Below are 23030 nucleotides of genomic sequence, written 5' to 3' on the forward strand. Positions count from 1 at the left end.
GAACCCACCCGCCCCCTGCCGACCGGCGCCGGGCCCGGTTCAGAGCTCGCCGTGGGCGAGCTGTTCCAGCGCCGCCCGGATCAGCGGTTCGTGCTGGTGCGCCGTGAGCCGGCGGTGGTACTGCCGGGCCAGGCCCGGCGGGAGGGTGCCGGAGACGCGGGTGTCGGCGGCAAGGGTGTCGGCGGCGAGGTCGAAGCCTCCCGCCGCCCCGGGTACGTGCAGGTGCGCAGGCGCCCACAGGCACGTACAGGTGTGCGCGCTACGGCGCGAGGCGGTCCGGCAGCGCCACCGCGTGCAGGCAGGGGTGCCGCCCCGTGCCGTCCGGGGCGGACAGGACGGTGGCGACCTCGCCGATGATCTCCACCCGGAGGTCGCCGACGTGGTTCGTCCAGACCGGTCCGCCGCCGGGGCCCACGGCCTCGGTGATGCGGACCACGACGACCGGCGGCGGAGCGTGCCCGCCGATCGACCCGGGCAGGGTCACCGCGTAGCGGCGTTCAAGGCTCTTCATGGCCGGCCTCCTCGTCGGATTCCCCGCCCGATGGCGTCGATTCTCCTCCGAGGTCGGGCCGTCGCATACGAACGGTGACCGTCTTCGCAGCACCCTTCGGCCCGGCACGGTGCCGGGCCCCGGAATCGATGGTTACCCGGGCACCTACCCGGTCAGGGCCGATGCACACGCCCGTACGCACCACACGCACCACACGGACCGGCCGGGCGGGCGCACCGGCCGGGCGCGGGCCCTGGTGCGAGCGGTCCGGACCGGGCAGGCTGCTCCTGCCCGCTCCGGTCGTCCGGACCGGGCGCAGCCGCCCAGCCGCCAACCGTTCAGCCGCCCCACTGCCCCACCGCCCCACCGCCCCACCGCCCCGCCGTACGAAAGCGAGACCGTGACCGTGACCATGAGCGACGACCCCCGAGCCGGCACCGTCGACGGGCTGCTGCGCCGGAGCGCCCGCCGGGCCCCCGACCGCGTCGCCCTCACCTTCGCCGACCGCAGCTGGACCTACCGGCAGCTCGACGAGGCGGTCAGCCGCGCCGCCGGGCACCTGCTCGGGCTCGGGCTGCGGCCCGGCGACCGGGTCGCCGCGTACGGGCGCAACTCTGACGCCTACGCGATCGCCTTCCTCGCCTGCGCCCGGGCCGGACTGGTGCACGTCCCGGTCAACCACGCCCTCACCGGCGAGGAACTGCGCTACCTGCTCGGCCAGTCCGGCACCCGCGCGGTGCTCAGCGACCCGGCGCTCGCGCCGGAGGTCGAGCGGGTCCGGGACGGCCTGGCCGTCGAACACGTGCTGCCCCTGCGGGAGGACCCGGCCGGGCTACCGGGGAGCGGGTCGCCGAAGGCCTCGCTTCCGGGAACCGGGTTCCCGGGGACCGGCCTGCTGGAGGCCGCGTCGGCCGGCCCCGTGCCCGAACTCGGCACCGGTCCGGCCGACACCGAGCTCGCCCAGCTGCTCTACACCTCCGGCACCACCTCCCGCCCCAAGGGCGCGATGATGCCCCACCGCGCCCTGGTGCACGCCTACCTGTCCGCCCTCCACGCCCTCGACCTGCGCGAGGACGACCGGCCGCTGATCTGCATGCCGCTCTACCACTCGGCGGCCCTGCACGTCTTCCTGCTCCCGTACCTCGCCGTCGGCGCCTCCGTCCTGCTGCTGGAGTCGCCCGACATCCCCGAGCTGCTCCGCCGGATCGAGGGCGACCGGATCGGCTCGCTGTTCCTGGCACCGACCGTGTGGGTTCCGCTGGCCAACCACCCGGACCTCGACCGGCACGACCTGTCCTCCCTGCGCAAGGCCCAGTACGGCGCCTCGATCATGCCGGTGGCGGTGCTCGACCGGCTGCGCGCCCGCTACCCGCAGGTCGGCTTCTACAACTGCTTCGGCCAGTCCGAGATCGGCCCGCTGTCCACGGTGCTCCGGCCGGAGGAGCACCTCGACCGCCCGGCCTCCTGCGGACGCCCGGTGCTGTTCGTGGAGACCCGCGTCGTGGACCGGACCGGCACCGAGGTGCCGCCCGGCACCCCCGGCGAAGTCGTCTACCGCTCACCGCAGTTGTGCCTCGGCTACTGGGACTCGCCCGAGCAGACCGCCGAGGCCTTCAAGGACGGCTGGTTCCACTCAGGGGACCTGGTGGTCGCCGACGAAGCCGGCTACCTGACCGTGGTCGACCGGATCAAGGACGTCATCAACACCGGCGGGGTGCTGGTCGCCTCCCGGGAGGTCGAGGAGGCCGTCTACAGCCACCCCGCCGTGGCCGAGGTCGCGGTGATCGGCGTCCCCGACGAGAAGTGGATCGAGGCGGTCACCGCCTTCGTCGTGCTCCGGCCCGGCAGTCCCGCCCCCACCGCGGCGGAACTGATCGCCCACGTCAGGAGCCGACTCGCACCGTTCAAGGTGCCGAAGAAGGTCCTCTTCGTCACCGAACTGCCCCGCAACCAGAGCGGCAAGCTCCTCAAGCGCGAACTCCGGGACCGGGCCTCCGGGATCCGCTAGCCCGGCCGGCCGGGACGGCGACGGTCACGGAGTGGTCCGGACCGGGAAGCCGGTGGCGCGGCCCTGGCTCTTCAACCAGGTGAGCACCTGGCCGAGGGCCTCGACGGTCTGCTGCCGGTCGCCGCCACCGTCGTGGAACAGGACGGTCGGGCCGAGCGCGAGTTCCTTCTTCACCGTCTCGACGATGGCCGCCGTGCCGGGCTTCTCGAAGTCCTTCGAGTCGACGTTCCAGCCGAGCGGGCGCATGCCGTTCGCGGCGGCGATCCGCCGGCTGTCGGGGGTGAACGAGCCGCCGGGCGCCCGGTAGTACATGACCTCGGCGCCGCCCGCGGCCTGCTCGATCATCTTCTTCGCGTCCAGGATCTCCCGCTCCTGGTAGGCGACGGGCTTCTTGTCCATCGTGGTGTCGTGGTCCACGGTGTGGTCGCAGAGCCGGTGACCGGCCGCCACCACCTGCTTGACCAGGTCCGGGTGGGCCTTGGCCTGCGGTCCGATCATGCAGAAGGTCGCCTTCACCCCGTACCGCTTGAGCACGTCGAGGACCTTCGGGGTCCAGACCGGGTCCGGGCCGTCGTCGATGGTGATGTTGACGGCGTTGCCCCCGGCCTCCGAGGCGTGGGCTATGCCCTCGGGTATGCCGCCGGACTGCGCACCGCCGCCGCTGCCCTGGGCGCCGTCCTGGCCGCCCTGCCCTTCGGCGGACCCGTCCTGCGCCTGGGCGACGTTCCGGTCATGGCCGGGGACCGTCGCGGTGACCGCGGGAACCGCCCAAGCCGTCGCCGCGGCGACGACGACCGCCACCGCGACGGCCGCCCGCGACCGGTTGCCCACGTTCCCCATGCGCGCCTTGATGTCCATCAACGACCCCTCCCCCGGCTCCACCTGCGTGTTCTTCGAGGTCGAGGACGTCAACCACCCCACCGGGGTTCCCCGCTTCGACGCGCGTAGCAGACCGGTGACATTTCCCGCCGGAACGCGCTGACGCTCAGTGGAGCGACGAGGCCGGCGAGGCCGGCGACGTCGGCGAGGTCACGGAGCCGGCTCCCGATCGTCGGCTTCGTACTGGTTCTTCCAGGCGACGCAGGTGGGGCGCCGACCGCCGGTGAGCAGGAACTCCTTCACCGCCGCCCGCACCAGGTCGACGGGGACCTCCACCTGGTCCCGGAACTCGGTCCAGTGCCCCGCGAGGTAGTACGCGGGGGCGTTCCGCGACTCCGGGGGGCCCGCCGTCACGAAGTTCCCACCGCTGTCGATGAAGAGCAGCACCCCGACGTTCTGCTCGCGGTCGACTCCGACCTGGAAGTCGTGATCAGGGACCGCCGGGAAGTCGTGGCCCGGAACTCTCGGCTTGACGATCCCCCTGGCCAGGTGGGTCAGCTGAGCCAGGTTCTCGTACGCCGAGCCGTCGAGGAGTTCGTCGATCAGGCGATCGACGTCCTCGACGGAGGTGAGACGGCCGGGATCCGCCATCTGGTCCGGCCGGTACCGGACCTCGACCAGTACCGGTAGTGCCACCGATCCCCTCCAGACCCGGCGGCGACCGCCGACGACGCTCCTACCAGCGGTCGTGCACCTGCGGCCGGATGCGACGGTCGTACAGCTCCCCTACGGCGTCGAGCGTGGCCGCGGGCAGCGAGGCCTGCTCGGCGGCCGCGGCGTTGGAGCGGGCCTGCGCCACGTTGCGGGCGCCGGGGATCACCGTCGTGACCCCGGGCTGCTGGATGATCCACCGCAGGGCCGTCTGCGCCGCCGTGGCGCCCTCGGGTGCGAGCGCGGCGAACTCCTGGGCAGCCTCGACGCCCGTGGCGAAGTCCACGCCGGAGAAGGTCTCGCCCTGGTCGAAGGCCTCGCCGTGGCGGTTGTAGGTGCGGTGGTCGTCCGCGCCGAAGACGGTCCGCTCGCTGTAGCGGCCCGAGAGCAGCCCCGAGGCGAGCGGCACCCGCGCCAGGATCCCCACCCCGGCCGCCTCCGCCGCGGGCAGCACCCTCTCCAACGGCTTGAGCCGGAAGGCGTTCAGGATGATCTGCACGCTGGCGACGCCCGGGCGCGCGATCGCGGTCAGCGCCTCCGCGCAGGTCTCCACGCTCACCCCGTAGGCCGCGATCCGCTCCTCGGCCACCAGGGTGTCCAGGGCGTCGAACACCTCGTCCGAGGAGTAGACCGGCGTCGGCGGACAGTGCAGCTGCACCAGGTCCAGCCGCTCCACGCCCAGGTTCTCCCGCGAACGGTCCGCCCAGGCACGGAAGTTGGCGAGACGGTAGTGCTCGGGCCGCTGCTCGACCCGGCGGCCGAACTTGGTCGCGACGAACACCTCCGCGTCCGGCCGCTCCTTCCGGAACCGGCCGATCAGCCGCTCACTGCGACCATCCCCGTAGACGTCCGCGGTGTCGAAGAGCGTGACCCCCGCCTCCACCGACGCCTCCAACACGGCCAGGGCGTCCTCCTCCCGGACGTCACCCCAGTCCGCACCGAGCTGCCAAGTGCCGAGTCCGACCACCGAAACGGGACGGCCGGTCCGGCCGAGTACGCGCTGTTCCATGCCAGGAGCCTCTCACGCCACCCCACCCGACGCCGCCCGGGGCCCGGCAGCAGCCGGAGGCGAACCCGCCGGGACCTGGTCCGGTTGCCGTTCCGACTCCCCGGACCGGGCAACGTGTCCGCCCTCTGTGAGCGTTTGTCAGGCCGGCGCTACCGCGGCTTCGCGTTCGGGATGCCGGGCAGTGAGTCGAGGTGGGCGAGCAGGGGGGCGGCGCCGTCCTCGGTGGCGAGTTCGCGGGCGAGGTGGGTGGCGCGGTGGTGGTGGGTCGGGTCGGTCAGGCAGGTGGTGATCGCGTCGGCGAGGGCTTCGGCGGTGAGGTCCTGGAACGGGACGGGGCGGGGGGCGACGCCCAGGGTGTGCAGCCGGGCCGCCCAGAACGGCTGGTCGGCCATGACGGGCACGGCGACGGCGGGCACCCCGGCCCGTAGGGCGGCCGCCGTGGTGCCCGCTCCGGCGTGGTGGACGACGGCGGCGGTGCGGGGGAACAGCCAGTCGTGCGGGACGTCACCGATGGTCAGGACGTCGTCGCCGCAGCCGGTCAGCTCGGCCCAGCCCGCCTGCACCACCGCCCGTACGCCCGCCCGCTCGACCGCCGTGGCGATCAGCCCGCTGAGCCGCTCCCCGTCCCCGACCGCCATGCTGCCGAACCCGATGAACACCGGGGGCGGGCCGGCCCGGAGGAAGTCGAGCAGGTCGGCCGGGGGCTGCCAGCCGGCCGGCCGCGCGGGCCACCAGTAGCCCGCCACCCGGGCCCGGGACGGCCAGTCGGCGGGGCGCGGCAGCACCAGCGGACTGTAGCCGTGGAAGGCCGGACGGGTGTCGGCCGTGGGCGGGTCGGCGGGCAGCCCGAGCCGGGCGCGCAGCCTGGTCACGGCGTCCGCGAAGAGCCCTTCCGCGCGCCTCAGCACGTCCCGGCCCGCCGCGAGGTTGCCCTCCGGCCCCAGGTCGTCCGCGTTCCGGGCGTTGGGCAGCGCGAACTCCCGGGTGGCGAACGACGGGGCGAGGTAGGTGCCGACGACGGGGACGCCGAGCGCCTCGCCGGCCGCCCGGCTCAGCGGTGCCGGGCCGAAGGCGGTGAGCACCAGATCGGCCCCGCCCGCCGCCGCCTCCGCGACCCCGTCGGCCAGCCCGTCCGTGTAGGCCCGCAGCGCCGCCCGGGAGAACTCCCGGACCAGCTCGTGCGGGTCTCCCGGCACCGGCCGGTGTTCGAGCCCGCAGTCGGCGAGCAGCCCGGCGAAGGACGCGTGGGCGGCCACGGCGACCTGGTGGCCCGCGTCCAGCAGCCGCCGCCCGAGCCCGGTGTAGGGCGCGACATCTCCGCGTGAACCGGCCGTGACGATCAGAATGCGCATGGCACGATTCTGCCGCCTCCCGCCGCAACTCCGTACCCACGCGCAGCCGTTGCTCCTGGCTCGCGGACACCGGCCGGTCGAGGGATCAGAACGGGGGTGCCTGCGCGGTTGCGCCGACACCGGCCCACGGGTCGTCCTGCTCCCCCTGCTCGGTCAGTTCACGCTCCCGCCGTTCGGCGGCCGCGCGCGCCTCCGCGATCGTCGGGACGGCGGCGAGGGCCTCCTCCGGGCGGCCCAGTCTGATCAGCGTCTCGGTCAGGTCGAAGTCGACCCCGTGCCGGGTGGACGCCCGGAGCAGCGCGAGGGCCTCCTCCGGGCGGCCGTCCCGCTCCAGCAGCCGCGCCACCACGGTGTCCCACTCCCCGGGCTCCCGCTCGTTGAGGGCGGTGGCCTCCGCGAGACCCTCGGCACAGCGGCCCGCCTCGCCCAACAGCCAGAACCGCAGCTGGAGGATGCTTTCCGGATGCCCCTCGGCGTACGCACCGGTGAGCCCCTCCAGCAGTTCGAGCGCCCGGTCGGGGCGGCCGTCGTCGACGAGCAGTTCCAGCGCCCAGTGGAGGAGGTTCCCGCAGTCGTAGTAGTCGTAGGTGGGCCGGCCGGTCTCCACGGCTTCGTCGACCCTCCCCTGCCCGACGAGGAGACGCATCAGCGCCGCACGATCGTTCGGGTGGTCGTGGGCCTCGATCGCCTCGCGCAGCAGGGTCTCGGCCTCGCCTGCCCGGCCGGCGTCCTCCAGTGCCTTCGCGTACACGTCGAAGGCGGAGTAGCGCTCGCTGACGGCGAGCGCCGCCAACTCCTCGGTCAGGCCCTGCCGGGCGAGGAGCTCCGCGTAGTACTCCGGAAAGTTGACGGGGTGACGGCGGCCCGAGGCGATCTCGGTGCGCAGGACCTCGACGGCCTCGTCCGTGCGCCCAGCGCGTTCCAGGACCCGGGAGGTCAGGAGCAGCACGTGCCACCGCTCGCTCCGGTGCGCCCCGCACGACTGACCGCAGCTCGCGCACGGCACGCCCCCCGTGCCCTCCATGCGCGCCGCAGCCTGCGTGAGGGCGTCCAGGACCCGGTCGTCACGGCCCTGGCCCTCGGTAACCTCGACCAGGTGCGACCGGAGCCAGAACTCCCCGAGGTGCGGTACCAGCAGGTCGACGGCCTCGTCCGCCCGCCCGGCCTTCACCAGCAGTTCCGCGTAGCGTGCGCTCACGTGGCCGTCGCCCTGTTCGGCCGCGTCCGGGCGGACCATCGCGAGCGCCTCGTCGCCCTCGCCGCGCCGGATCATCAGCTCCGCGGTGAGCCATTCGGCGGCCCGCCAGCCGATGTCGGTGAACGGGTCCATCAGTGCCAGTGCCCGGTCGAACTCCCCGGCCGCGCAGAGCTCCCGCGCCGCCGCCTCCGCGCAGTTCCAGTCGCCGCGTTCCTGCGCCGCCCGGATCAACAGGTCCAGCCGCCCCAGGTCGAGGAGACTGCGCACCATCCGCGGGTAGACGCCGCCGTGGCGGCGCGCTTGCCAGAGAAGATCATCAATGTTCACGCGGGCAACCTACGAACCGTCACTGACACCCCCGCTCCGGTGGGGGTGTGCTGGGATGGTGCGGCGGGGTGTCGGGCAGACGGAGGGGCGGGACGGTGCCGGAGATCGTGGTGGACGAGGGGCGGGTGCGGGGACTGGTGCTCGGCGCGGCGTTGGGGGACGCCGCGGGTGTGGTCCGGGGCCGATGGCCCGCCGAGGGGCCGTTGCGGGTCGGGGTGGGCACCCAGTTGGCGGCGTTCACCATCGAGGGGGCGATCCGTGCCTCGGTGCGGATGAGCCACAAGGGCATCTGCCACGCGCCGTCCGTGGTCTGGCACGCGTACTGCCGCTGGGCCTTCCTGCAAGGCATCGAGCCGGCCCGGATCGCCGAGCGCTGGACGCGGGGCGGCGGTGGCTGGCCGGACGGCTGGCTCGCGCGGGTGCCCGCCCTGCGCGAGCGCCGCGGGAGCGCCCCGGCGACCGTGGCGGCGCTGACCGGCCTGGTGCCGGGCTCCCCGACGAAGCCGGTCACCGGCAGTCGGGGCGCCCACGCGCTCACCCGGGGCCTGGCCCTCGGGCTGGTGCACCGCCTCTTCGGGCCCACTGCCGGCGAGGTGATCCGCGGGACGGCCGCGCTCACCCACGGCGCCCCGGACGCGCAGGAAGCGGCGCTCGGCGCGGCCTGGCTGGTGTCCCGCTGCCTCGCCGAGGACGACCCCTTCCGTACCTGGACGGCCTCCCGGCCGGGTGACGACCACCCGGTCGACGCGTTGGTCCGGTCCCTGCCCGCGCCGCACTCGGCGGGCCCGGACGTCGTCCTCGACCTGCTGAAAGCACCCGCTGCCGGCCCGGACCCCGGGCAGCTCGCCTGGATCGCCCCGGAGGCGACCGCCTCCTCGGCCCTGCTCGGCGCGCTCCTGGTGGTCTCCCGCTTCCCCGGCCGCGACACCGTGGACGCGGCGCTGCGCTTCGCGGCCGGAGCGCCGGACGGAAGCTCGGTGGCCGCCACCGCCGGGGCCCTGCTCGGTGCCGCGCACGGCGTCGACGCCCTACCGGTGGAGCTGCTGAGTCGGCTCGAACTCGCCTGGGTGCTCGACACCTTGGCCCGTGACCTGCTCCAGCAGTACGTCGACTCGCCCGGCGGCGGCGAGTACGTCCCGGCCCGCGACCCGCACTGGTGGGACCGCTACCCCCGGGGGGTGACGGCCGGGCCGCGGTCCTCCGGGTGGGGCGTCAGGGGGTGGCTGTGAGGAGGGCGGTCTGGAAGACGAAGCGGTTCCACGGGGTGCGGGGGTCGCGGCCGGTGGTGGTGGCGAGGCGGCGGAGGCGGTAGCGGACGGTTTGGGGGTGGAGGTGGAGGCGGGCGGCCGCGCCGGCGGCGCCGTCGGCGTAGATGACCGCGTCGAGGGTCCGGCGGGTGTCGTCGTCCTGGGCCAGGTGGCCGAGTACGGCCTCGGTGACCCGGGCGGGGGCGGCGTCCGGGTGTCCGGTCACCAGGGCCACCACCTCCAGGTCGCCGCGGTCGAGCACCCGGCGCTCGGTCCGCACCGGTGGTGGGGCGTGCCGGAGGCCGTGGAGGGCCAGGCGGTAGTCGCGTGGGGCGGTGGCGGCGGTGACGCCGGTGAGCCGGGCGCCGGTGAGGGCGTGCGCGCCGGTCAGGCGGTCCAGTGCCGCCGGGTCGACGGCCTTGAGCAGGGCGACCCCGACGCCGTCCATGACGGTGTGCAGCGAGGTGAGTTCGAGGTCGCCGGCCCGGTCGGCTGGGACCCGGTCGGCTGCGGCCCGGGGGTCGAGGGCCGTGGCCGCCAGTGCGGCCGCCCGTGCCGCGTCGTCGGCGGCACCGGCGGCACCGGCCGCCGGGGAGACCACCAACAGGTCGAAGGTGGCGGGCAGTTCGGCGTCGAGTTCGCGCAGCCGCGCGCGCAGGGTGCCGGCGTGGCTCTGCCGGCCGAGCAGCAGGTCCGCGAGGAGGCCGCGCAGCGCGCGTTCGCGGTCCTCGCTGAGGATGCGGCCGGTGGACTCGTAGCCGTCGAAGACCGCCTCCGAGGACTGGTCGAGCACCGTCAGCCAGACCCGGGCCAGCGCGCTGAGGTCACGCGACGGGACGGTGTCGGGGAAGCGTTCGCCGATCCGGTCGAAGAAGGCCAGCGCGGCCACCCGGTAGGCGCGCAGTACGGCCGCCAGCGGGCGGGCGTCACGGGCCCGGACGGCGCCGACGCCGCGGAACATCCGGAGGTCGTCGGCGTCCAGGGCGCCGTCCACCGACCACAGTGCGAGCACCCGGCGGAGGGTCCAGACGATCAGGGAGCGGACCTCTTCGAGCTGGCGGGCGTCGAGGTTGGCGTAGGCGGGGATCTCCCGGGTGACGGCGGCCAGGGCGGCCTCGACCATGCCGGGCTCGTCCGCCAGGATCCGCGCCACGGCGGCGGAGCGGTCGGCGGCAGGGCGGTCGACGGCGGAGCGGTCGGCGGCAGGGCAGTCGGCTGCGGGCCGGTCCGCAGCTGCCCGGGCGGCCGACGACGCGCCCCCTACCCGTGTGCCGTGCTCCGGTGGCACAGTCTTCTTCATCACCACCTGACAAGCCTAGTGCCCGCCCCCGCGGCCCGCCCGTGACCATGGGGACCGTACGGCCGTCGCGCCCGGGCGACGGCGGATTCCCCCGAGGGAGAGCTGCATGCCGTTCCAGCCTGAGGTGATCGTGGTCGGGGCCGGCCTGGCCGGACTGGTGGCGACACACGAGCTGGCCAAGGCCGGCCGGCGGGTGCTGGTCGTCGAGCAGGAGAACCGGCGCAATCTCGGCGGCCAGGCGTTCTGGTCGCTCGGCGGGCTCTTCTTCGTCGACAGTCCGGAGCAGCGGCGGGCCGGGATCAAGGACTCCCTGGAGCTGGCCCGGCAGGACTGGCTCGGTTCGGCCGGCTTCGACCGCCCGGACGACGAGGACGTCTGGGGCCGGCGCTGGGCCGAGGCGTACCTGGCGTGGGCGGCGGGCGGCAAGCGCGGCTACCTGCGGGAGCTGGGCCACCGGGTGGTGCCGCTGGTGGGGTGGGCGGAGCGGGGTGCCGGTTCGGCCACCGGCCACGGCAACTCGGTGCCGCGCTTCCACATCACCTGGGGCACCGGGCCCGGCGTGGTGGAGGCCTTCCTGCGCCCGGTGCTGCGGGCGGAGCGCGCCGGGCTGGTGCGGTTCGCCTTCCGGCACCAGGTGGACGAGCTGCTGACGGAGGAGGGCGGGGGCGGCGCGGTGGTCGGCGTCCGGGGCTCGGTGCTGGCGCCGGACGACTCGGCGCGCGGGGTCAAGTCCTCGCGCGAGGTGACCGGCCCGTTCGAGGAGCGGGCGGCGGCGGTCGTGGTGACCTCCGGCGGCATCGGGCACAACCACGCGCTGATGCGCGCCAACTGGCCGACCGAGCGGGTCGGTCCGGCGCCCGAGCACCTGATCTCCGGCGTGCCCGCCCACGTCGACGGCCGGATGCTGGCCATCACCGAGCGGGCGGGCGGCCGGGTGGTCAACCGCGACCGGATGTGGGCCTACACCGAGGGCGTGCACAACTGGGACCCGGTCTGGCCGGACCACGCCATCCGGATCCTGCCCGGCCCGTCCTCGATGTGGTTCGACGCCGAGGGGCGCCGGCTGACCGGGATGTCCGGCGTGCCGGGGGCCGACTCGATCGGTGCGATGAAGCAGATCCTGGCCACCGGCCACGACTACTCCTGGTTCGTCCTGACCCAGTCGATCATCGAGAAGGAGTTCGCGCTCTCCGGCTCGGAGCAGAACCCCGATCTGACCGGACGCGACCTCGCGTTCGCGGTGCGGAGCCGGCTGGCGAAGGGCGCCCCGGGCCCGGTGGAGCGGTTCAAGCAGCACGGCGAGGACTTCGTCGTCGCCCGGACCCTGCCCGAGCTGGTCGCGGCGATGAACGGGATCGCCCGCGGCCCGAAGCTCGATGCCGCCCTGATTGAACGTCAGATCGTTGCCAGGGACCGGGAGTTGGGCAACGATTTCAGCAAGGACGTGCAGGTGATGGCGATCCGCAACGCCCGCCGGTCGCTGACCGACCGGATCGCCCGGGTCGCCAGGCCGCACCGGATCCTCGACCCGGCGCACGGCCCGCTGATCGGCGTACGGCTCAACATCCTGTCCCGCAAGACCCTCGGCGGTCTGCAGACCGACCTGGACTCCCGGGTGGTCGGCGCCGACGGGGCACCCGTCCCCGGCCTGTACGCCGCCGGGGAGGTGGCCGGCTTCGGCGGCGGGGGCGTGCACGGGTACAACGCCCTGGAGGGCACCTTCCTCGGCGGGTGCATCTTCTCCGGACGGGCGGCCGGTCTCGCCATCTCCAGTACCTGATAGGCGACTTGACGATTCGTCAACTGGTCAGCCAGGGCGCCTCGGGGAGCTTGGCGTCCGCGTTGCGGCCGGAGAACTCCACGGTGGCCGGCGTGCCCAGGCTCGCCATCCGCATGGTGACCCGGCGCAGCGAGCCGTCGCCGTCCACCCAGTAGGTGAGCGGCGAGCGGTTGCCGTCCGGTGCGGCGCCCTGGGCGCGCGGGCCGGAGAAGCGGTCGTAGCTGCGGCCGTCGATCCGGTCCTGGCCGAGCCAGCGGGCGCCGGACTGGGCGAGCAGTACCGGGTTGTCGGGGCGGTCGGCGCCGAGCTGGGTGAGCAGTTGGAGGCCGGCGTCCAGCGGGTCGGCGGTGTACGAGCGCGGCGACCAGCCGGAACGGGGGACGTGTTCGGCCTGTTGCCAGGGCGGGCTCCCGTCGCCCGCGGGTTCGGGGGCGAGGCCGAGGCCGCCGGTGTCCCAGACCACCAGCCCGTGGTCGAGCGGTCCGCTCGCTCCGGTGGACGTGTAGCGGCCGGCGCCCCGGTGGGCGCGGTAGTCGACGACCCCCTCGACCCGGATCCGCACTCCCCCGCCCTCGTCCGCGGTGAGCACCACGTTCACGGGGCTGGCCTGGTAGAGGTTCAGCCGGGACAGTGCCAGCCGGGCGGCCTCGTCGCTGCTGACCGGCCGCTCCGAGGCCTGGTCGGAGGTCGTCTCGTAGGCGGCGACGCCGCCCGCGACGGCGGCGCACACCGCGAACGCGACCAGCGCCGTCAACCAGCGGGGGCGGCGGCGCCGAGGCGGTTCGACGGCGGGGGCCTTCGTCTTCCGGGTCATGCGGGGGTGTGCTCCGATCGGTCGTTGCGGGCGGGCGGCAGGAAGCCGGCGGGTGAGAAGGCGAGCCGGCCGGGTACGGGAACCGGGCGGGTCCGCGGTCCTCTCGGTCCGCGTACCCGCCCGGTCCGGGCCTCACCCCGTCAGGCCGGGGTGGGTGGCCGACAGCAGGGCTACTGGTGCTGGCCCCGGCGTCGGCGCACCACCAGGAACAGTCCCGCGCCGAGGGCGATCAGCACCGCGCCGCCGGCCGCGATCAGCGGCATGCCGCTGCTGGCTCCGGTGTGCGGGAGTTCGCCGCCGGGAGCGGGCGCCGGTGGGAGCGGCGTGCTCGGCGGGGTCGTCGTCGGTGTCGGCGTCGGGGTCGGCGTCGACGAGGCGGTGGGCGTCGGGGTGGGGATCAGCTTGTTGACGGCCGTGACGCCGACCCCGTCCTCCAGGTTGTCGGCGGTGAGCACCAGCGGTCCGAAGACCGTGTTGTCGGGCGCCGAGTAGCCGTCGGGCGGGCTCAACTCCTGCCAGTAGTACGTCCCGGGCACGCCGGCGCCCTGGCAGATGCCGTCCTTGCCGGTGGTGCACGGGTCACCGACGGGCGTGTCCGGCTTGGCCCCGGTGGCCTGGAGGCCGTCGGTGCCGTTGGTCTCGTGCCAGAGCTGGAACTTGGCGCCGGCGAGCGGCTTGCCGTCCTGGTCGTTCTTGACCAGCTTGAGCGCGCCCTCCTGCTGGCGGTAGCCGAAGTCGAAGGTGTGGTCGTTCTCGCCCGGTCCGCCGGTGGTCAGCGCCCGTTCGGGGAACTTGGCGCCGGCGGGGACGATGCCCTTCGAGTCGATGAAGTGGTTGTCGCCGACGTCGTGGTCGGTGGGCACCCAGTGGTACAGCGGGCCGCCCTTGGCGTAGTCGGCGGGGTTGTCGATCCGGATGGTGTACTTGGTGTGCGGCTTGAGGCCTCCGGGGACGTTGCTGTTGTCGAAGTAGTACTCGCCGCGCGCCGTGGTCCTCGTGGTGCCGAGGACCTTCCCCGACTCGTCGTAGAGGTTGACGGTGGCGCCCTTGACCGGGGTCTGGCCCGGGTTCTGGATGCCCTTGCGCTCAGGGTCGTACCAGACCCGGTTGCCGATCTGCAGCGGCGCCTGGTCGCAGAGCACTTCCAGGTCACCCATGGCCGCGCCCTTGCCGAACGGGGAGCTGGTCCCCGCCGGGGTCAGCCGCAGGCCGAACTTCGGGGCGTGGCTGCCGTCCGCGCGCTCCATGAAGGAGGTGCCGTAGCCGACCGCGGTGTGGTCCGGGTCGAAGGCGGAGCCCGCCACGGTGCTCTCGACCTTCGAGAGCGCGATGCCGGCGAACACCGTGTTGTGGTGGCCGACCTCGTCCCAGCCGGTGGAGAAGAACCGGGCGCCGCGGACGGTCTTGCCGCAGCCGAGGTTGACGTCCATCACGTACGTGCCGTTCGACGGGCAGGCCTTGTTCAGGTCGCCGCCGGACATCACGGTGGCCGAGTTGGGCGCCGGGGCGCCCGGTCCGCGGTCGGCGAAGCGGTCCTTGAAGGCCAGCAGCATCGAGCCGTCGGTCTCGAACAGGATCTCGCCGAGCTCGGGCTCGGGGAACGCGATGGTGCTGTTGCCGCAGACCTTGCCGTTCTGCGAGGCCGGGAAGGTGCTGGTCCAGGCGAACCAGCCGGCACCGTCGCACGGGCCGCTGCCGACCGTGGACTGCCGCGGGTAGTCCATCGGCTGGTCGAGCACCGGCTTGCCGAACGCCCCGGTGCCCAGGTCGAACGGCAGCACCAGGGCGCGCACGTCCGTGAGCTTGCCGGTGGACTCGCCGGAGCAGACCCCGCCGAGGAAGCCGGTGCCGTCCTGCAGCCCCAGACCGTAGGGGCGCCAGTCCGCAGCCGACGGGCAGCCCGGGTCCGGGATCGGGTAGGCGGCCTTCGGTGCCGAGGCCGTCGGCGCGGTGGCGTCGTAGCGGTAGAGCTTGCGGTCGTTCAGGTTGACGACGAACAGGTCCTTGCCGTCGTCGGTGATCTTGATGCCGCCCAGGCTCTCCTTCCCGGGGACGTCGAGGAAGGCGTCGTCCGTCCCGGCCCCGTGCGCGGTGCCACCCGCGTTCGGGACGGTGGTGAAGACGCTCGTCCTCCCCGGCTTGGCGGGGTCGCTCATGTCGGTGACGTAGATCCCGCCGGAGCCGGCGGGGCCGTAGTCGGTGGTGCGCTTGGCCGTCGCCGCGGAGAACACCCGCTTGTCGGCCTTGTTCCAGGCGATGCCGAAGATCGTCCCGGTGTCGGCGTCGGTGGCGACGTTCGTCGCGACGACGTCCTTGCCCGGGCCCTCCTGACCGCGCGAGTCGTACGGGTAGGAGACCAGGGTCCGCTGGGACTTGCCCTGGTAGGTGGGCGTCTGGCAGGCGGTCACCAGCGGCGCGTTCTTCTGGCAGTAGTCCGCCGGGTTCCACAGCCCGGTGGTGTAGGAGACGCTCTTGCCCCCGCTGAGGTCGACGAACTCCTCGTTGGAGCTGAGCTGGTTGGGCGCGCCGTCCAGGCCCTGGCGGGAGGCGAAGGCCGGGAACAGCACGCCCGGCTTCGGATTCACCACCTGGACGCGGTACTTGCCGCCGGTGGCCTTGCTGGTCGCGGGCGCCAGGGTGACCGTGCCGTCCGCCGCCGTGGTGCCGTCGATCGACACCCCGGCGTCGTCGGTGAGCGTCACCTTGACGCCCGCCATGTTCGGCTCCAGCGCGGGCGTCCAGGTACCGGAGTCGTCCACGGCCCGGATCACCCGGACCGTGACCGTCCCGTCGCCGGTCTGCGAGACCGCCGCCGGGACCGCCGCCAGCGAGCTGCTGCCGACGACGACGGCGAGCGCCGCGATCCGGCCCACGACGCGGCGTCCGGAGCGGCCCGGCCGTGACCGGTCCGGGCCGCGCGTGGCGCCGTTCATCAGTTCATTCGTTGTGTTCATCCCTGCTCTCATCGTCCAAAGAGCCCAAATGGCCCGACTTCATGAGGGAGCCCACAGCGTGGCCTGAATCCGCCGTGGTTAACGTGAGCTTAAAGGGAATTCACCCAACCGGGTGGTCGATCGTGGAACTTTGATGACCTGTCAGACGTATCCACCACGGCTCTCCTGACGGATGGTCAACTCCCACCCCCTCCCATCAGCGGGAATCCCGACCCGGACAAGCTCTCGGCACAGAATGAGCGCCATGTCGACAAAGCCGCCCGACCACGGAGGGTGACCGAACCTCGAACGGCACTACGAATGCCCCGGGAATTCGGCACGGCTTGCACAGAACTGTCCACGATTCATTCCAACCCACCAGCCCCAGGAGCAACGTTTGCCCGCGCTCGACCTCCCCCACGGTCCGGCCGCGAACGGCACCGCCCACCCCTGTCCTGCGTCAACACCGCTGACATAACCTGCGGGGCATGAGCGAACGCGTGGTCCCCGAGCCCCAGCGCCGTCGACGGCGACCCACCAAACAGGGCGTGGTGCTCTCCCGGGAGCTGATCATCGACACCGCGCTGCGGCTGGTCGGGCAGCACGGCGCCGAGGCGCTCACCGTCCGCCGGCTCGGCACCGCGCTCGGCGCCGACCCCAGCGCCGTCTACCGCTACTTCCACAGCACCGACGACCTGCTGCTGGCCATCGCCGACGAACTCATCGGCCGCGCCCAGGCCGGCTGGCGCCCCACCGGCGACTGGCGCGCCGACCTGCGCGCCATCGGCCTGCGGATCCACACCGCCTACCTCGCCCACCCCCAGGCCGCCCTGCTCGCCGCCCACCGCACCACCGGACGCGGCCACGAGACGGCCGCCGTCGAGACGATCCTCGGCGTGCTGCGCACCGCCGGCTTCCCCGACCCGGAGGCCGTCGCGATCTACCACGCCTTCGTCGACCAGAGCCTCGGCTTCGCGGCCCTGGACGCCGCCGCCCTCGCCCTCCCCGCCGCCGCGGCCACGGCCGACCTCCAGGTCTGGCAGGCCTCCTACGCCCGCCTCGACGCCGCCACCCACCCCCACATCGCCGCCACCGCCCACCTGCTCTCCACCGACATGCGCCGCAGCGGCTACCCGTACGCCCTCGACCTGCTGCTCGACGCCGCGGCGGCCCGGCTGGCGGCCGGCTGAGGGAGGAGGCCCCGCGGCGGGCCGCCGTCGCAGCGCCCGGCCGGTGCCGCTCAGCCGGTGCCGGTCAGCCGAACCAGCGGGCGAGGGCCGTGTCCAGCGGCGTGCCGTCCCGGTCGGTCCAGGCGAGGTAGCCGTCGGGGCGGATCAGGAGGGCCCCGGCCCCGTCGACGTCCTCGTCGGACTTCGCCAGGACGTGCTCGACCCGGTCGGACCGGTCGCCGACCGACCGCCGGGTGCCGTCCAGGGAGAGCAGCAGGCCGCGGCCGGAGCCCATCAGGGAGCTCGCCCGCACCGGCCCGTCCTCGGTGGTCAGCTCCAGGTCGATCAGCCGGGGGCCGACCCCCGGGTACTGGAGGTCCAGGCCGGACATCATGCCCGAGACGTACCGGTGGGCGTCGGGCAGCCGCAGCAGCTCGGTGACGAACTCGCGAACCGTGGCGAGCTCCTCGTCCCGCCCCGGGTTCATGATCACGTTCTGCGCCCGGGTGTGGCGCAGCACCCGCGCGGCGACCGGGTGCCGCTCCTCGTGGTAGCTGTCGAGCAGCCCGGCGGGGGCCCAGCCGTTGATCGTGCCGGCGAGCTTCCAGCCCAGGTTGACGGCGTCCTGGACGCCCAGGTTGACGCCCTGTCCGCCGATCGGCATGTGGATGTGCGCCGCATCCCCGGCGAAGAACACCCGGCCCTCGCGGTAGCGCTCGACCTGGCGCACGGCATCGCCGAACCGGGAGGCCGCGCGCAGTTCGCCGAGCTGCGTCCCGGGCCCGTACACGGCGTGCAGGGCCTCCTGGACCTCGTCCGCGGAGACCGGTGACGCGTGGTCCGGGCCGTCGCCGGAGAGCTTGCCGAACAGCATCCGGTACAGGTCCGGGCCGATGGGGTGCAGGATCGAGTGGAAGCCGTTGGCCGACTTCGCGAACGCGCTGAAGTGCCCGGGCTCGGTGCGGACTTCCGCCGAGCGCGCGGCGAGCGTGAGGTCCGCGGCCACGGCGGACATCCGCCGCTCCCGGCCGGGGAAGTCCACGCCCAGCAGCCGGCGGACGGAGCTGTGCCCGCCGTCGCAGGCGACGAGGTAACGGCCCCGGAGCTCGCCGCTGCCGCCGTCCTCGGCCCGCCAGCCGACGGTCACGCCGTCCGCGTCCCGGGCGATCGCCGTCACCTCGCGGCCGCGCAGCACGGGTACGCCCCGCTCGGCGAGGAGCCCTTCGAGGTGGGCCTCCAGCGCGGCCTGCGGGACGGCGACCGGGTGCGGGTACCGGGTGCGCCACGGCGTGCAGTCCAGCTCGACCGGCAGGGTGGCGAAGTGCCCGCCCGAGCTCTTCCGGGGCGGCAGCTCCGCGAGCAGCGGCTCCAGCAGCCCCCGCAGGTCCAGCACTTCGGCGGTGCGCGGCTGGAGGCTGCCGGCCCGGGACTGGGTGCTCCGGGTGAGCAGCTTCTCCGTGACGACGACCGGGATCCCGGCCAGCGTCAGCTCGTTCGCCAGCATCAGCCCGGTCGGGCCCGCCCCCACGACGATGACTTCGGTCTGCACAGCAACCTCCGCAAGAAGAAACCAGGTGCAATTCTGCACTCAGTCTACCACGAGGTAGACTGAGTGCATGAATCAGCAGATGGGCCTGCGGGAACGCAAGAAGGAACGCACCCGGGAGACGATCGCCGCGACGGCGATCCGGCTCTTCCTCGACAAGGGCTTCGACCAGGTGTCGATCACCGAGATCGCCGAGGCGGCGGACGTCTCCCGGCGCACCCTCTTCGCCTACTTCCCGACGAAGGAGGACCTCGTCCTCCAGCGCTTCGCCGACCACGAGGACGAGGCGGCCCGCGCCGTCCGCGCCCGCCCGGACGGCCTCCCCCCGCTGGAGGCGCTGCGGGCCGCCCACCTCGACGCCCTGGCCCGGCGCGATCCGAACACCGGCCTGTGCGACGACCCCGAGGTGATGGCCTTCCTCCGCCTGATCAGCGACACCGAGAGCCTGGCCGCACGGCTGGCGCGCTACTCGGGACGCGGCGCCGAAGCCCTGAGCGCGGCCCTGCGGGAGGCGGGCGTCGACCCGCTCGCCGCCCGCCTGGTGGCCGTCCAGGTGATCGTGGTGCAGCGGGAGCTCGCCATCGTGAACCAGGAGCACCTGGCCGCCGGCACCTCCGCCGACGACCACTACCCGGCGGCGGTCCGGGCCGCGGAGCTCGCCTTCGACCTGCTGAGCGGCGGACTGGGGCGCGTCGACCCGGCCTGAGCGGGCGGCCGCCCGCGCTCACTCGGCCGCGTGGACGAGCTCACCCCCCACGTAGGTGCGCAGCACCCGGGCTTCGGCGATCTCCTCCGGGGGGCCGGTGAGGATGTCGCGGTCGAGCACGACCAGGTCGGCGAGGTGCCCGACGGCGAGGGTGCCGGCGTCGTCGTGACCGTTCACGTGGGCGGAGCCGGCGGTGTAGGCGGCGAGGGCGGAGGCGAGGTCGAGGCGCTGCTCGGGCAGGAAGACCCGGCCGTGGGTGGCGCCGGGCTCCATCCGGTGGACGGCGACGTGCAGGCCCGCCAGCGGGTCGGGGCTGCTCACCGGCCAGTCGCTGCCCGCGGCGAGGGTGGCGCCCGCCCGCTGGAGCCCGCCGAACGGGTACTGCCGGGCGGCGCGTTCGGGGCCGAGGAAGGGGATGGTGAGTTCGTCCATCTGCGGTTCGTGCGCGGCCCACAGCGGCTGGATGTTGGCGACGGCGCCGAGCCGGGCGAAGCGGGGCAGGTCGTCCGGGTGGACCACCTGGAGGTGGGCGAGGTGGTGCCGGGTGTCGCGTCGGCCGTTCTTCGCCCGGGCGGCCTCGACGGCGTCCAGCGCCTCGCGGACGGCCCGGTCGCCGAGGGCGTGGAAGTGCACCTGGAAGCCGAGCGCGTCGAGTTCGGTGACGTACCCGCACAGCGCGGCCGGATCGACGAAGCTGAGGCCGGAGTTGGCGGTGGCGCAGCCGCAGCCGTCCAGGTAGGGGCTGGTCATCGCGGCGGTGAAGTTCTCCGCGATGCCGTCCTGCATGATCTTCACCGAGCCGGCCCGGAACCGGCCGTGGCTCAACTCGGCGCGGCGCCGGACGAGTTCGGGGATCTGTTCGGCGCCGCGGGCGCGGTCCCACCAGAGCGCGCCGGTGACCCGGGCGGTCAGCTCGCCGGAGCGGGCGGCGGCGAGGTAGGCGTCGGACGGGTCCGGCTGGCCGTTGAACTCGCCGAGCAGGGCGTCCTGCCAGCCGGTGATGCCGAGCGAGTGCAGCAGGCGCTGGGCCCGGAGCAGGCCGGCCAACCGCTGGGCGGCGGTGGCCGGCGGCACCAGGCGGGCGACCAGCGTGGTGGCGCCCTCCTGGAGGGTGCCCGCCGGGGTGCCGTCGGGTTCGCGTTCGATCCGGCCGTCGGCCGGGTCGGGGGTGTCCCGGGTGAGGCCGGCCAGCTCCAGGGCCCGGGTGTTGGCCCAGGCGCCGTGGTGGTCCCGGTTGGTCAGGTAGACCGGGCGGTCGGGGACCGCGGAGTCGAGCAACTGCCGGGTGGGCAGGCCGCCTTCGAAGCTCTCCAGGGACCAGCCGCTGCCGGTGATCCACTCCTGGTCGGGGTTCGCCTCCGCGTAGGCGCGGATCCGGTCCAGGTACTCGGCCACGCCGACCGTGCCGGTGAGGTCGCAGGCGGCCAACTCGACGCCGCCGTAGACCGCATGGACGTGGGCGTCCTGGAAGCCGGGCAGCAGCAGCCTGCCGGTGAGGTCCACGACCTCGGTGCGCGGCCCGATCAGCTGGTGGACCTCGTCGTGGCCGACGGCGGTGATCCGCCCTCCGGTCACGGCCAGGCTGCTCGCCCGGGTGCGGGCGGCGTCGCCGGTGTGGACGGGGCCGTGGGTGAGGACGAGGTCGGCCTCGGTCATGGGCGGTGCTCCTTCGTGCTGGTGCGGCAGGGCGGTCGGATCGGACGGTCGGACCGGACGGTCGGATCGGGCCGTCGGGTCGGGCCGTCGGGTCGGGCCGTCGGGTCGGGCCGTCGGGTCGAGCGGTCGGGTCAGGCGGTCGGGTCGAGGAAGTACGGCGAGCGGCGCCGCCAGCGGGCCCAGGCCGCCGACGGGAGGCCGGTGACGATCATCAGCGCCACCACGGTCAGCTCGAACCAGCCGTTGTCGGCGGCGAGTTCGAAGTGGTCGGTGGAGTCGTAGAAGGTCCAGGCAAGGTAACCGCCGACGGCGAGCAGTGTCACCGCGCCGAGCAGCGGGCCGACCACCGCGCGCAGGCCCTGCACCAGGTCGGTGCGCAGCAGGCCGCGGAAGCGGACGGCGGAGGCGATGGCGGTGAGCGCGTAGTAGAGGGCGACGATGATGCCGATCGCGTTGACGGCGGCCGAGATCAGGTCGTTGACGGTCGGGATGGCGATCGAGGCGAGGGCGAGCAGCGCGGCGAAGCCGGTGACCAGCAGGGTGCCGACGGCGGGGGTGGCGTGCCGGGGGTGCAGCCTGGTCCAGACCGGGCCGAGCACGCCGTCGCGCCCCATCGCGTACATCCCGCGCGCGGTCGGGATCACCGAGGCCTGGAGCGAGGCCACCGCGGAGAAGGTGAGCGCGATCAACGGCAGTGCGGCGAGCGGCTGGTGGGCGAGGGCGGCGCCGAAATAGGTGAGGCCGTGGGCGCCGTTGTCGGCCAACTCGCCGAGCGGGAGCACCCGTTGGAAGGCCGTCCCGGCGAGCAGGAAGAGCAGCATCATGACCACCAGGGCCAGGAAGCCGCCGCGCGAGGCGTCCCGCGGGTCGCGGACCTCCTCGCCGACGCTGAACACGGACTCGAACCCCCAGTAGCAGAACACCGCGAGCACCATGCCCTGGGCCAGGGCGCCGAAGGAGGGCAGGTCGAAGGGGTTGAACCAGTGGAGCGAGAAGGGCTGGTCGCCGGCGAACAGGCCGTAGCCGCAGAAGCCGAGCAGCACGGCGTACTCGAAGACCAGCAGGGCCTTCTGGAGTCGGGCGGCGAGGTCGAGGCCGCGGACGGCGACCAGGGCGGCGCCGAGCAGGACGACCAGGCCGAGCAGGGTGCACTGGACGGTGGAGTCGGCGTCCAGGCGCAGTCCGGCGATGCTGCGCAGGTGCGCCTGGTCGAGGAGCTGGATGACGGCCGAGCCGGTGACGGTGGTGGTGTAGGCCATGAAGACCACGGTGCCGACGGTGTTCACCCAGCCGGTGAGGAAGCCCAGCCAGGGGCTGAGCGTGCGGCCGACCCAGCGGTAGCTGCTGCCGGCGTCGGGTTCGACGGCGTTCAGGCGTCCGTAGCCGCCCGCGATGGCGAGTACGGGGAGGAAGGCCAGCAGCATGATCGCGGGCAGGTGCAGGCCGACGACGCCCGCCATCAGACCGAGGCCGATCCCGATGCTGCTGGTGGCGGCCGTACTGGAGGCGGCGATGGCCGCGCCGTCCAGCAGGCCGATGGACCTGTGCATGGCGCCGTGCTGCGCGCCGGTTCTCGGGCCGCTGCCCGTGTCGTCCCTCAGCGTCGATGCCAACGGATCACCGCCTTGCTCGTGGGGGGGTGGGGCGGGCGCGGATGTTCGGGGGGCGCCCGGGGGTGGGGGAAGTGCGAGCCATGAAACCGGCGGTGTCGTTTCACGTCAATGCTGTTGTCATAAGCGCTCGGGCCCGACTCCTCGAACGGAGTCGGGCCGGAAACGGTGGGCGCCTACCAGTAGTGGCGGCGGCCGCCGACCTCGCGGCCGACCGTGCCCATGACCAGCAGGACGAGGCCGATGAGGAGCAGGATGACGCCGACGGTCCACAGGATGGAGATGCCGCTGACGAATCCGATGATGAGGAGGATGACTCCGAGGACGATCACGACGAGCTCCGTTCTTTCGCCCT

18 protein-coding genes are annotated in these 23030 nt (G+C 73.8%); 5 read left to right on the plus strand and 13 right to left on the minus strand.

Annotated features, from left to right (window positions below):
• Positions 1-259 precede the first annotated feature (259 nt).
• On the minus strand, positions 260-511 hold the full coding sequence (locus ACFV8H_RS13655; RefSeq protein WP_380399312.1) for a DUF6296 family protein: 252 nt from the start codon (positions 509-511) through the stop codon (positions 260-262).
• Between the two features lie 391 nt (positions 512-902).
• Here ACFV8H_RS13655 and ACFV8H_RS13660 point away from each other — a divergent pair, with 391 nt between their 5' ends.
• On the plus strand, positions 903-2498 hold the full coding sequence (locus tag ACFV8H_RS13660; protein WP_380399314.1) for an acyl-CoA synthetase: 1596 nt from the start codon (positions 903-905) through the stop codon (positions 2496-2498).
• Positions 2499-2522: 24 nt separating this feature from the next.
• Here the strand turns inward: ACFV8H_RS13660 and ACFV8H_RS13665 are convergent, their stop codons facing one another.
• The 5 genes from ACFV8H_RS13665 to ACFV8H_RS13685 form a co-directional block, all read right to left on the minus strand.
• A complete protein-coding gene (locus ACFV8H_RS13665) occupies positions 2523-3356 on the minus strand; it encodes a polysaccharide deacetylase family protein (protein WP_380399316.1) in 834 nt (277 codons plus the stop codon).
• 171 nt (positions 3357-3527) lie between these two features.
• Positions 3528-4013 carry an Imm1 family immunity protein gene (locus tag ACFV8H_RS13670; protein ID WP_380399317.1) on the minus strand — a complete coding sequence of 162 codons (486 nt, stop codon included), beginning with the start codon at positions 4011-4013 and terminating at the stop codon, positions 3528-3530.
• A 40-nt stretch (positions 4014-4053) separates the two neighbouring features.
• Positions 4054-5037, minus strand: coding sequence for an aldo/keto reductase (locus ACFV8H_RS13675; RefSeq protein WP_380399319.1), 984 nt, complete (start codon positions 5035-5037; stop codon positions 4054-4056).
• 149 nt (positions 5038-5186) lie between these two features.
• Positions 5187-6389, minus strand: coding sequence for a glycosyltransferase (locus ACFV8H_RS13680; protein WP_380399321.1), 1203 nt, complete (start codon positions 6387-6389; stop codon positions 5187-5189).
• An 85-nt stretch (positions 6390-6474) separates the two neighbouring features.
• Entirely contained in the window at positions 6475-7914 is a 1440-nt protein-coding gene (locus ACFV8H_RS13685) for a hypothetical protein (RefSeq protein WP_380399323.1), read from the minus strand.
• Between the two features lie 95 nt (positions 7915-8009).
• On the opposite strand from ACFV8H_RS13685, the gene ACFV8H_RS13690 reads away from it, so the two are divergent.
• Positions 8010-9143 (plus strand): ADP-ribosylglycohydrolase family protein, encoded by a 1134-nt coding sequence (locus ACFV8H_RS13690; RefSeq protein WP_380399325.1) that lies wholly within the window; start codon positions 8010-8012, stop codon positions 9141-9143.
• Here the strand turns inward: ACFV8H_RS13690 and ACFV8H_RS13695 are convergent.
• Complete coding sequence (locus ACFV8H_RS13695; RefSeq protein WP_380399327.1) at positions 9127-10461, minus strand: helix-turn-helix domain-containing protein; 1335 nt, start codon at positions 10459-10461, stop codon at positions 9127-9129. The two genes, ACFV8H_RS13690 and ACFV8H_RS13695, sit on opposite strands and share 17 nt — an antisense overlap.
• A 106-nt stretch (positions 10462-10567) precedes the next feature.
• On the opposite strand from ACFV8H_RS13695, the gene ACFV8H_RS13700 reads away from it, so the two are divergent.
• A complete protein-coding gene (locus tag ACFV8H_RS13700; RefSeq protein WP_380399329.1) occupies positions 10568-12241 on the plus strand; it encodes an FAD-binding dehydrogenase in 1674 nt (557 codons plus the stop codon).
• 19 nt (positions 12242-12260) lie between these two features.
• Here ACFV8H_RS13700 and ACFV8H_RS13705 read toward each other — a convergent pair whose 3' ends face one another.
• Positions 12261-13055 carry a hypothetical protein gene (locus ACFV8H_RS13705; RefSeq protein WP_380399331.1) on the minus strand — a complete coding sequence of 265 codons (795 nt, stop codon included), beginning with the start codon at positions 13053-13055 and terminating at the stop codon, positions 12261-12263.
• Between the two features lie 170 nt (positions 13056-13225).
• Positions 13226-16009 (minus strand): SdrD B-like domain-containing protein, encoded by a 2784-nt coding sequence (locus tag ACFV8H_RS13710; protein ID WP_380399333.1) that lies wholly within the window; start codon positions 16007-16009, stop codon positions 13226-13228.
• 467 nt (positions 16010-16476) lie between these two features.
• Here ACFV8H_RS13710 and ACFV8H_RS13715 point away from each other — a divergent pair, with 467 nt between their 5' ends.
• Positions 16477-17178: a TetR/AcrR family transcriptional regulator gene (locus ACFV8H_RS13715; RefSeq protein WP_380399335.1), complete on the plus strand. Its 702-nt coding sequence runs from the start codon at positions 16477-16479 to the stop codon at positions 17176-17178.
• Positions 17179-17242: 64 nt separating this feature from the next.
• On the opposite strand, the gene ACFV8H_RS13720 is transcribed toward ACFV8H_RS13715, so the two are convergent.
• Positions 17243-18706 carry an FAD-dependent monooxygenase gene (locus tag ACFV8H_RS13720; RefSeq protein WP_380399337.1) on the minus strand — a complete coding sequence of 488 codons (1464 nt, stop codon included), beginning with the start codon at positions 18704-18706 and terminating at the stop codon, positions 17243-17245.
• A 67-nt stretch (positions 18707-18773) separates the two neighbouring features.
• Here ACFV8H_RS13720 and ACFV8H_RS13725 point away from each other — a divergent pair, with 67 nt between their 5' ends.
• Positions 18774-19409 carry a TetR family transcriptional regulator gene (locus ACFV8H_RS13725; protein ID WP_380399339.1) on the plus strand — a complete coding sequence of 212 codons (636 nt, stop codon included), beginning with the start codon at positions 18774-18776 and terminating at the stop codon, positions 19407-19409.
• 18 nt (positions 19410-19427) lie between these two features.
• Here ACFV8H_RS13725 and ACFV8H_RS13730 read toward each other — a convergent pair whose 3' ends face one another.
• From ACFV8H_RS13730 to ACFV8H_RS13740, 3 genes are all read right to left on the minus strand, one after another.
• Positions 19428-21065, minus strand: coding sequence for an amidohydrolase (locus ACFV8H_RS13730; RefSeq protein WP_380399341.1), 1638 nt, complete (start codon positions 21063-21065; stop codon positions 19428-19430).
• 131 nt (positions 21066-21196) lie between these two features.
• Positions 21197-22615 (minus strand): APC family permease, encoded by a 1419-nt coding sequence (locus tag ACFV8H_RS13735; RefSeq protein ID WP_380399343.1) that lies wholly within the window; start codon positions 22613-22615, stop codon positions 21197-21199.
• A 236-nt stretch (positions 22616-22851) separates the two neighbouring features.
• The gene (locus ACFV8H_RS13740) at positions 22852-23007 is read right to left on the minus strand and encodes a DUF6131 family protein (RefSeq protein WP_380399345.1); all 156 of its coding nucleotides are present in this window, start codon (positions 23005-23007) and stop codon (positions 22852-22854) included.
• Between the last annotated feature and the right edge of the window lie 23 nt (positions 23008-23030).

The organism is Kitasatospora sp. NPDC059827 (genome assembly GCF_042731675.1).
GTDB lineage: Bacteria > Actinomycetota > Actinomycetes > Streptomycetales > Streptomycetaceae > Kitasatospora.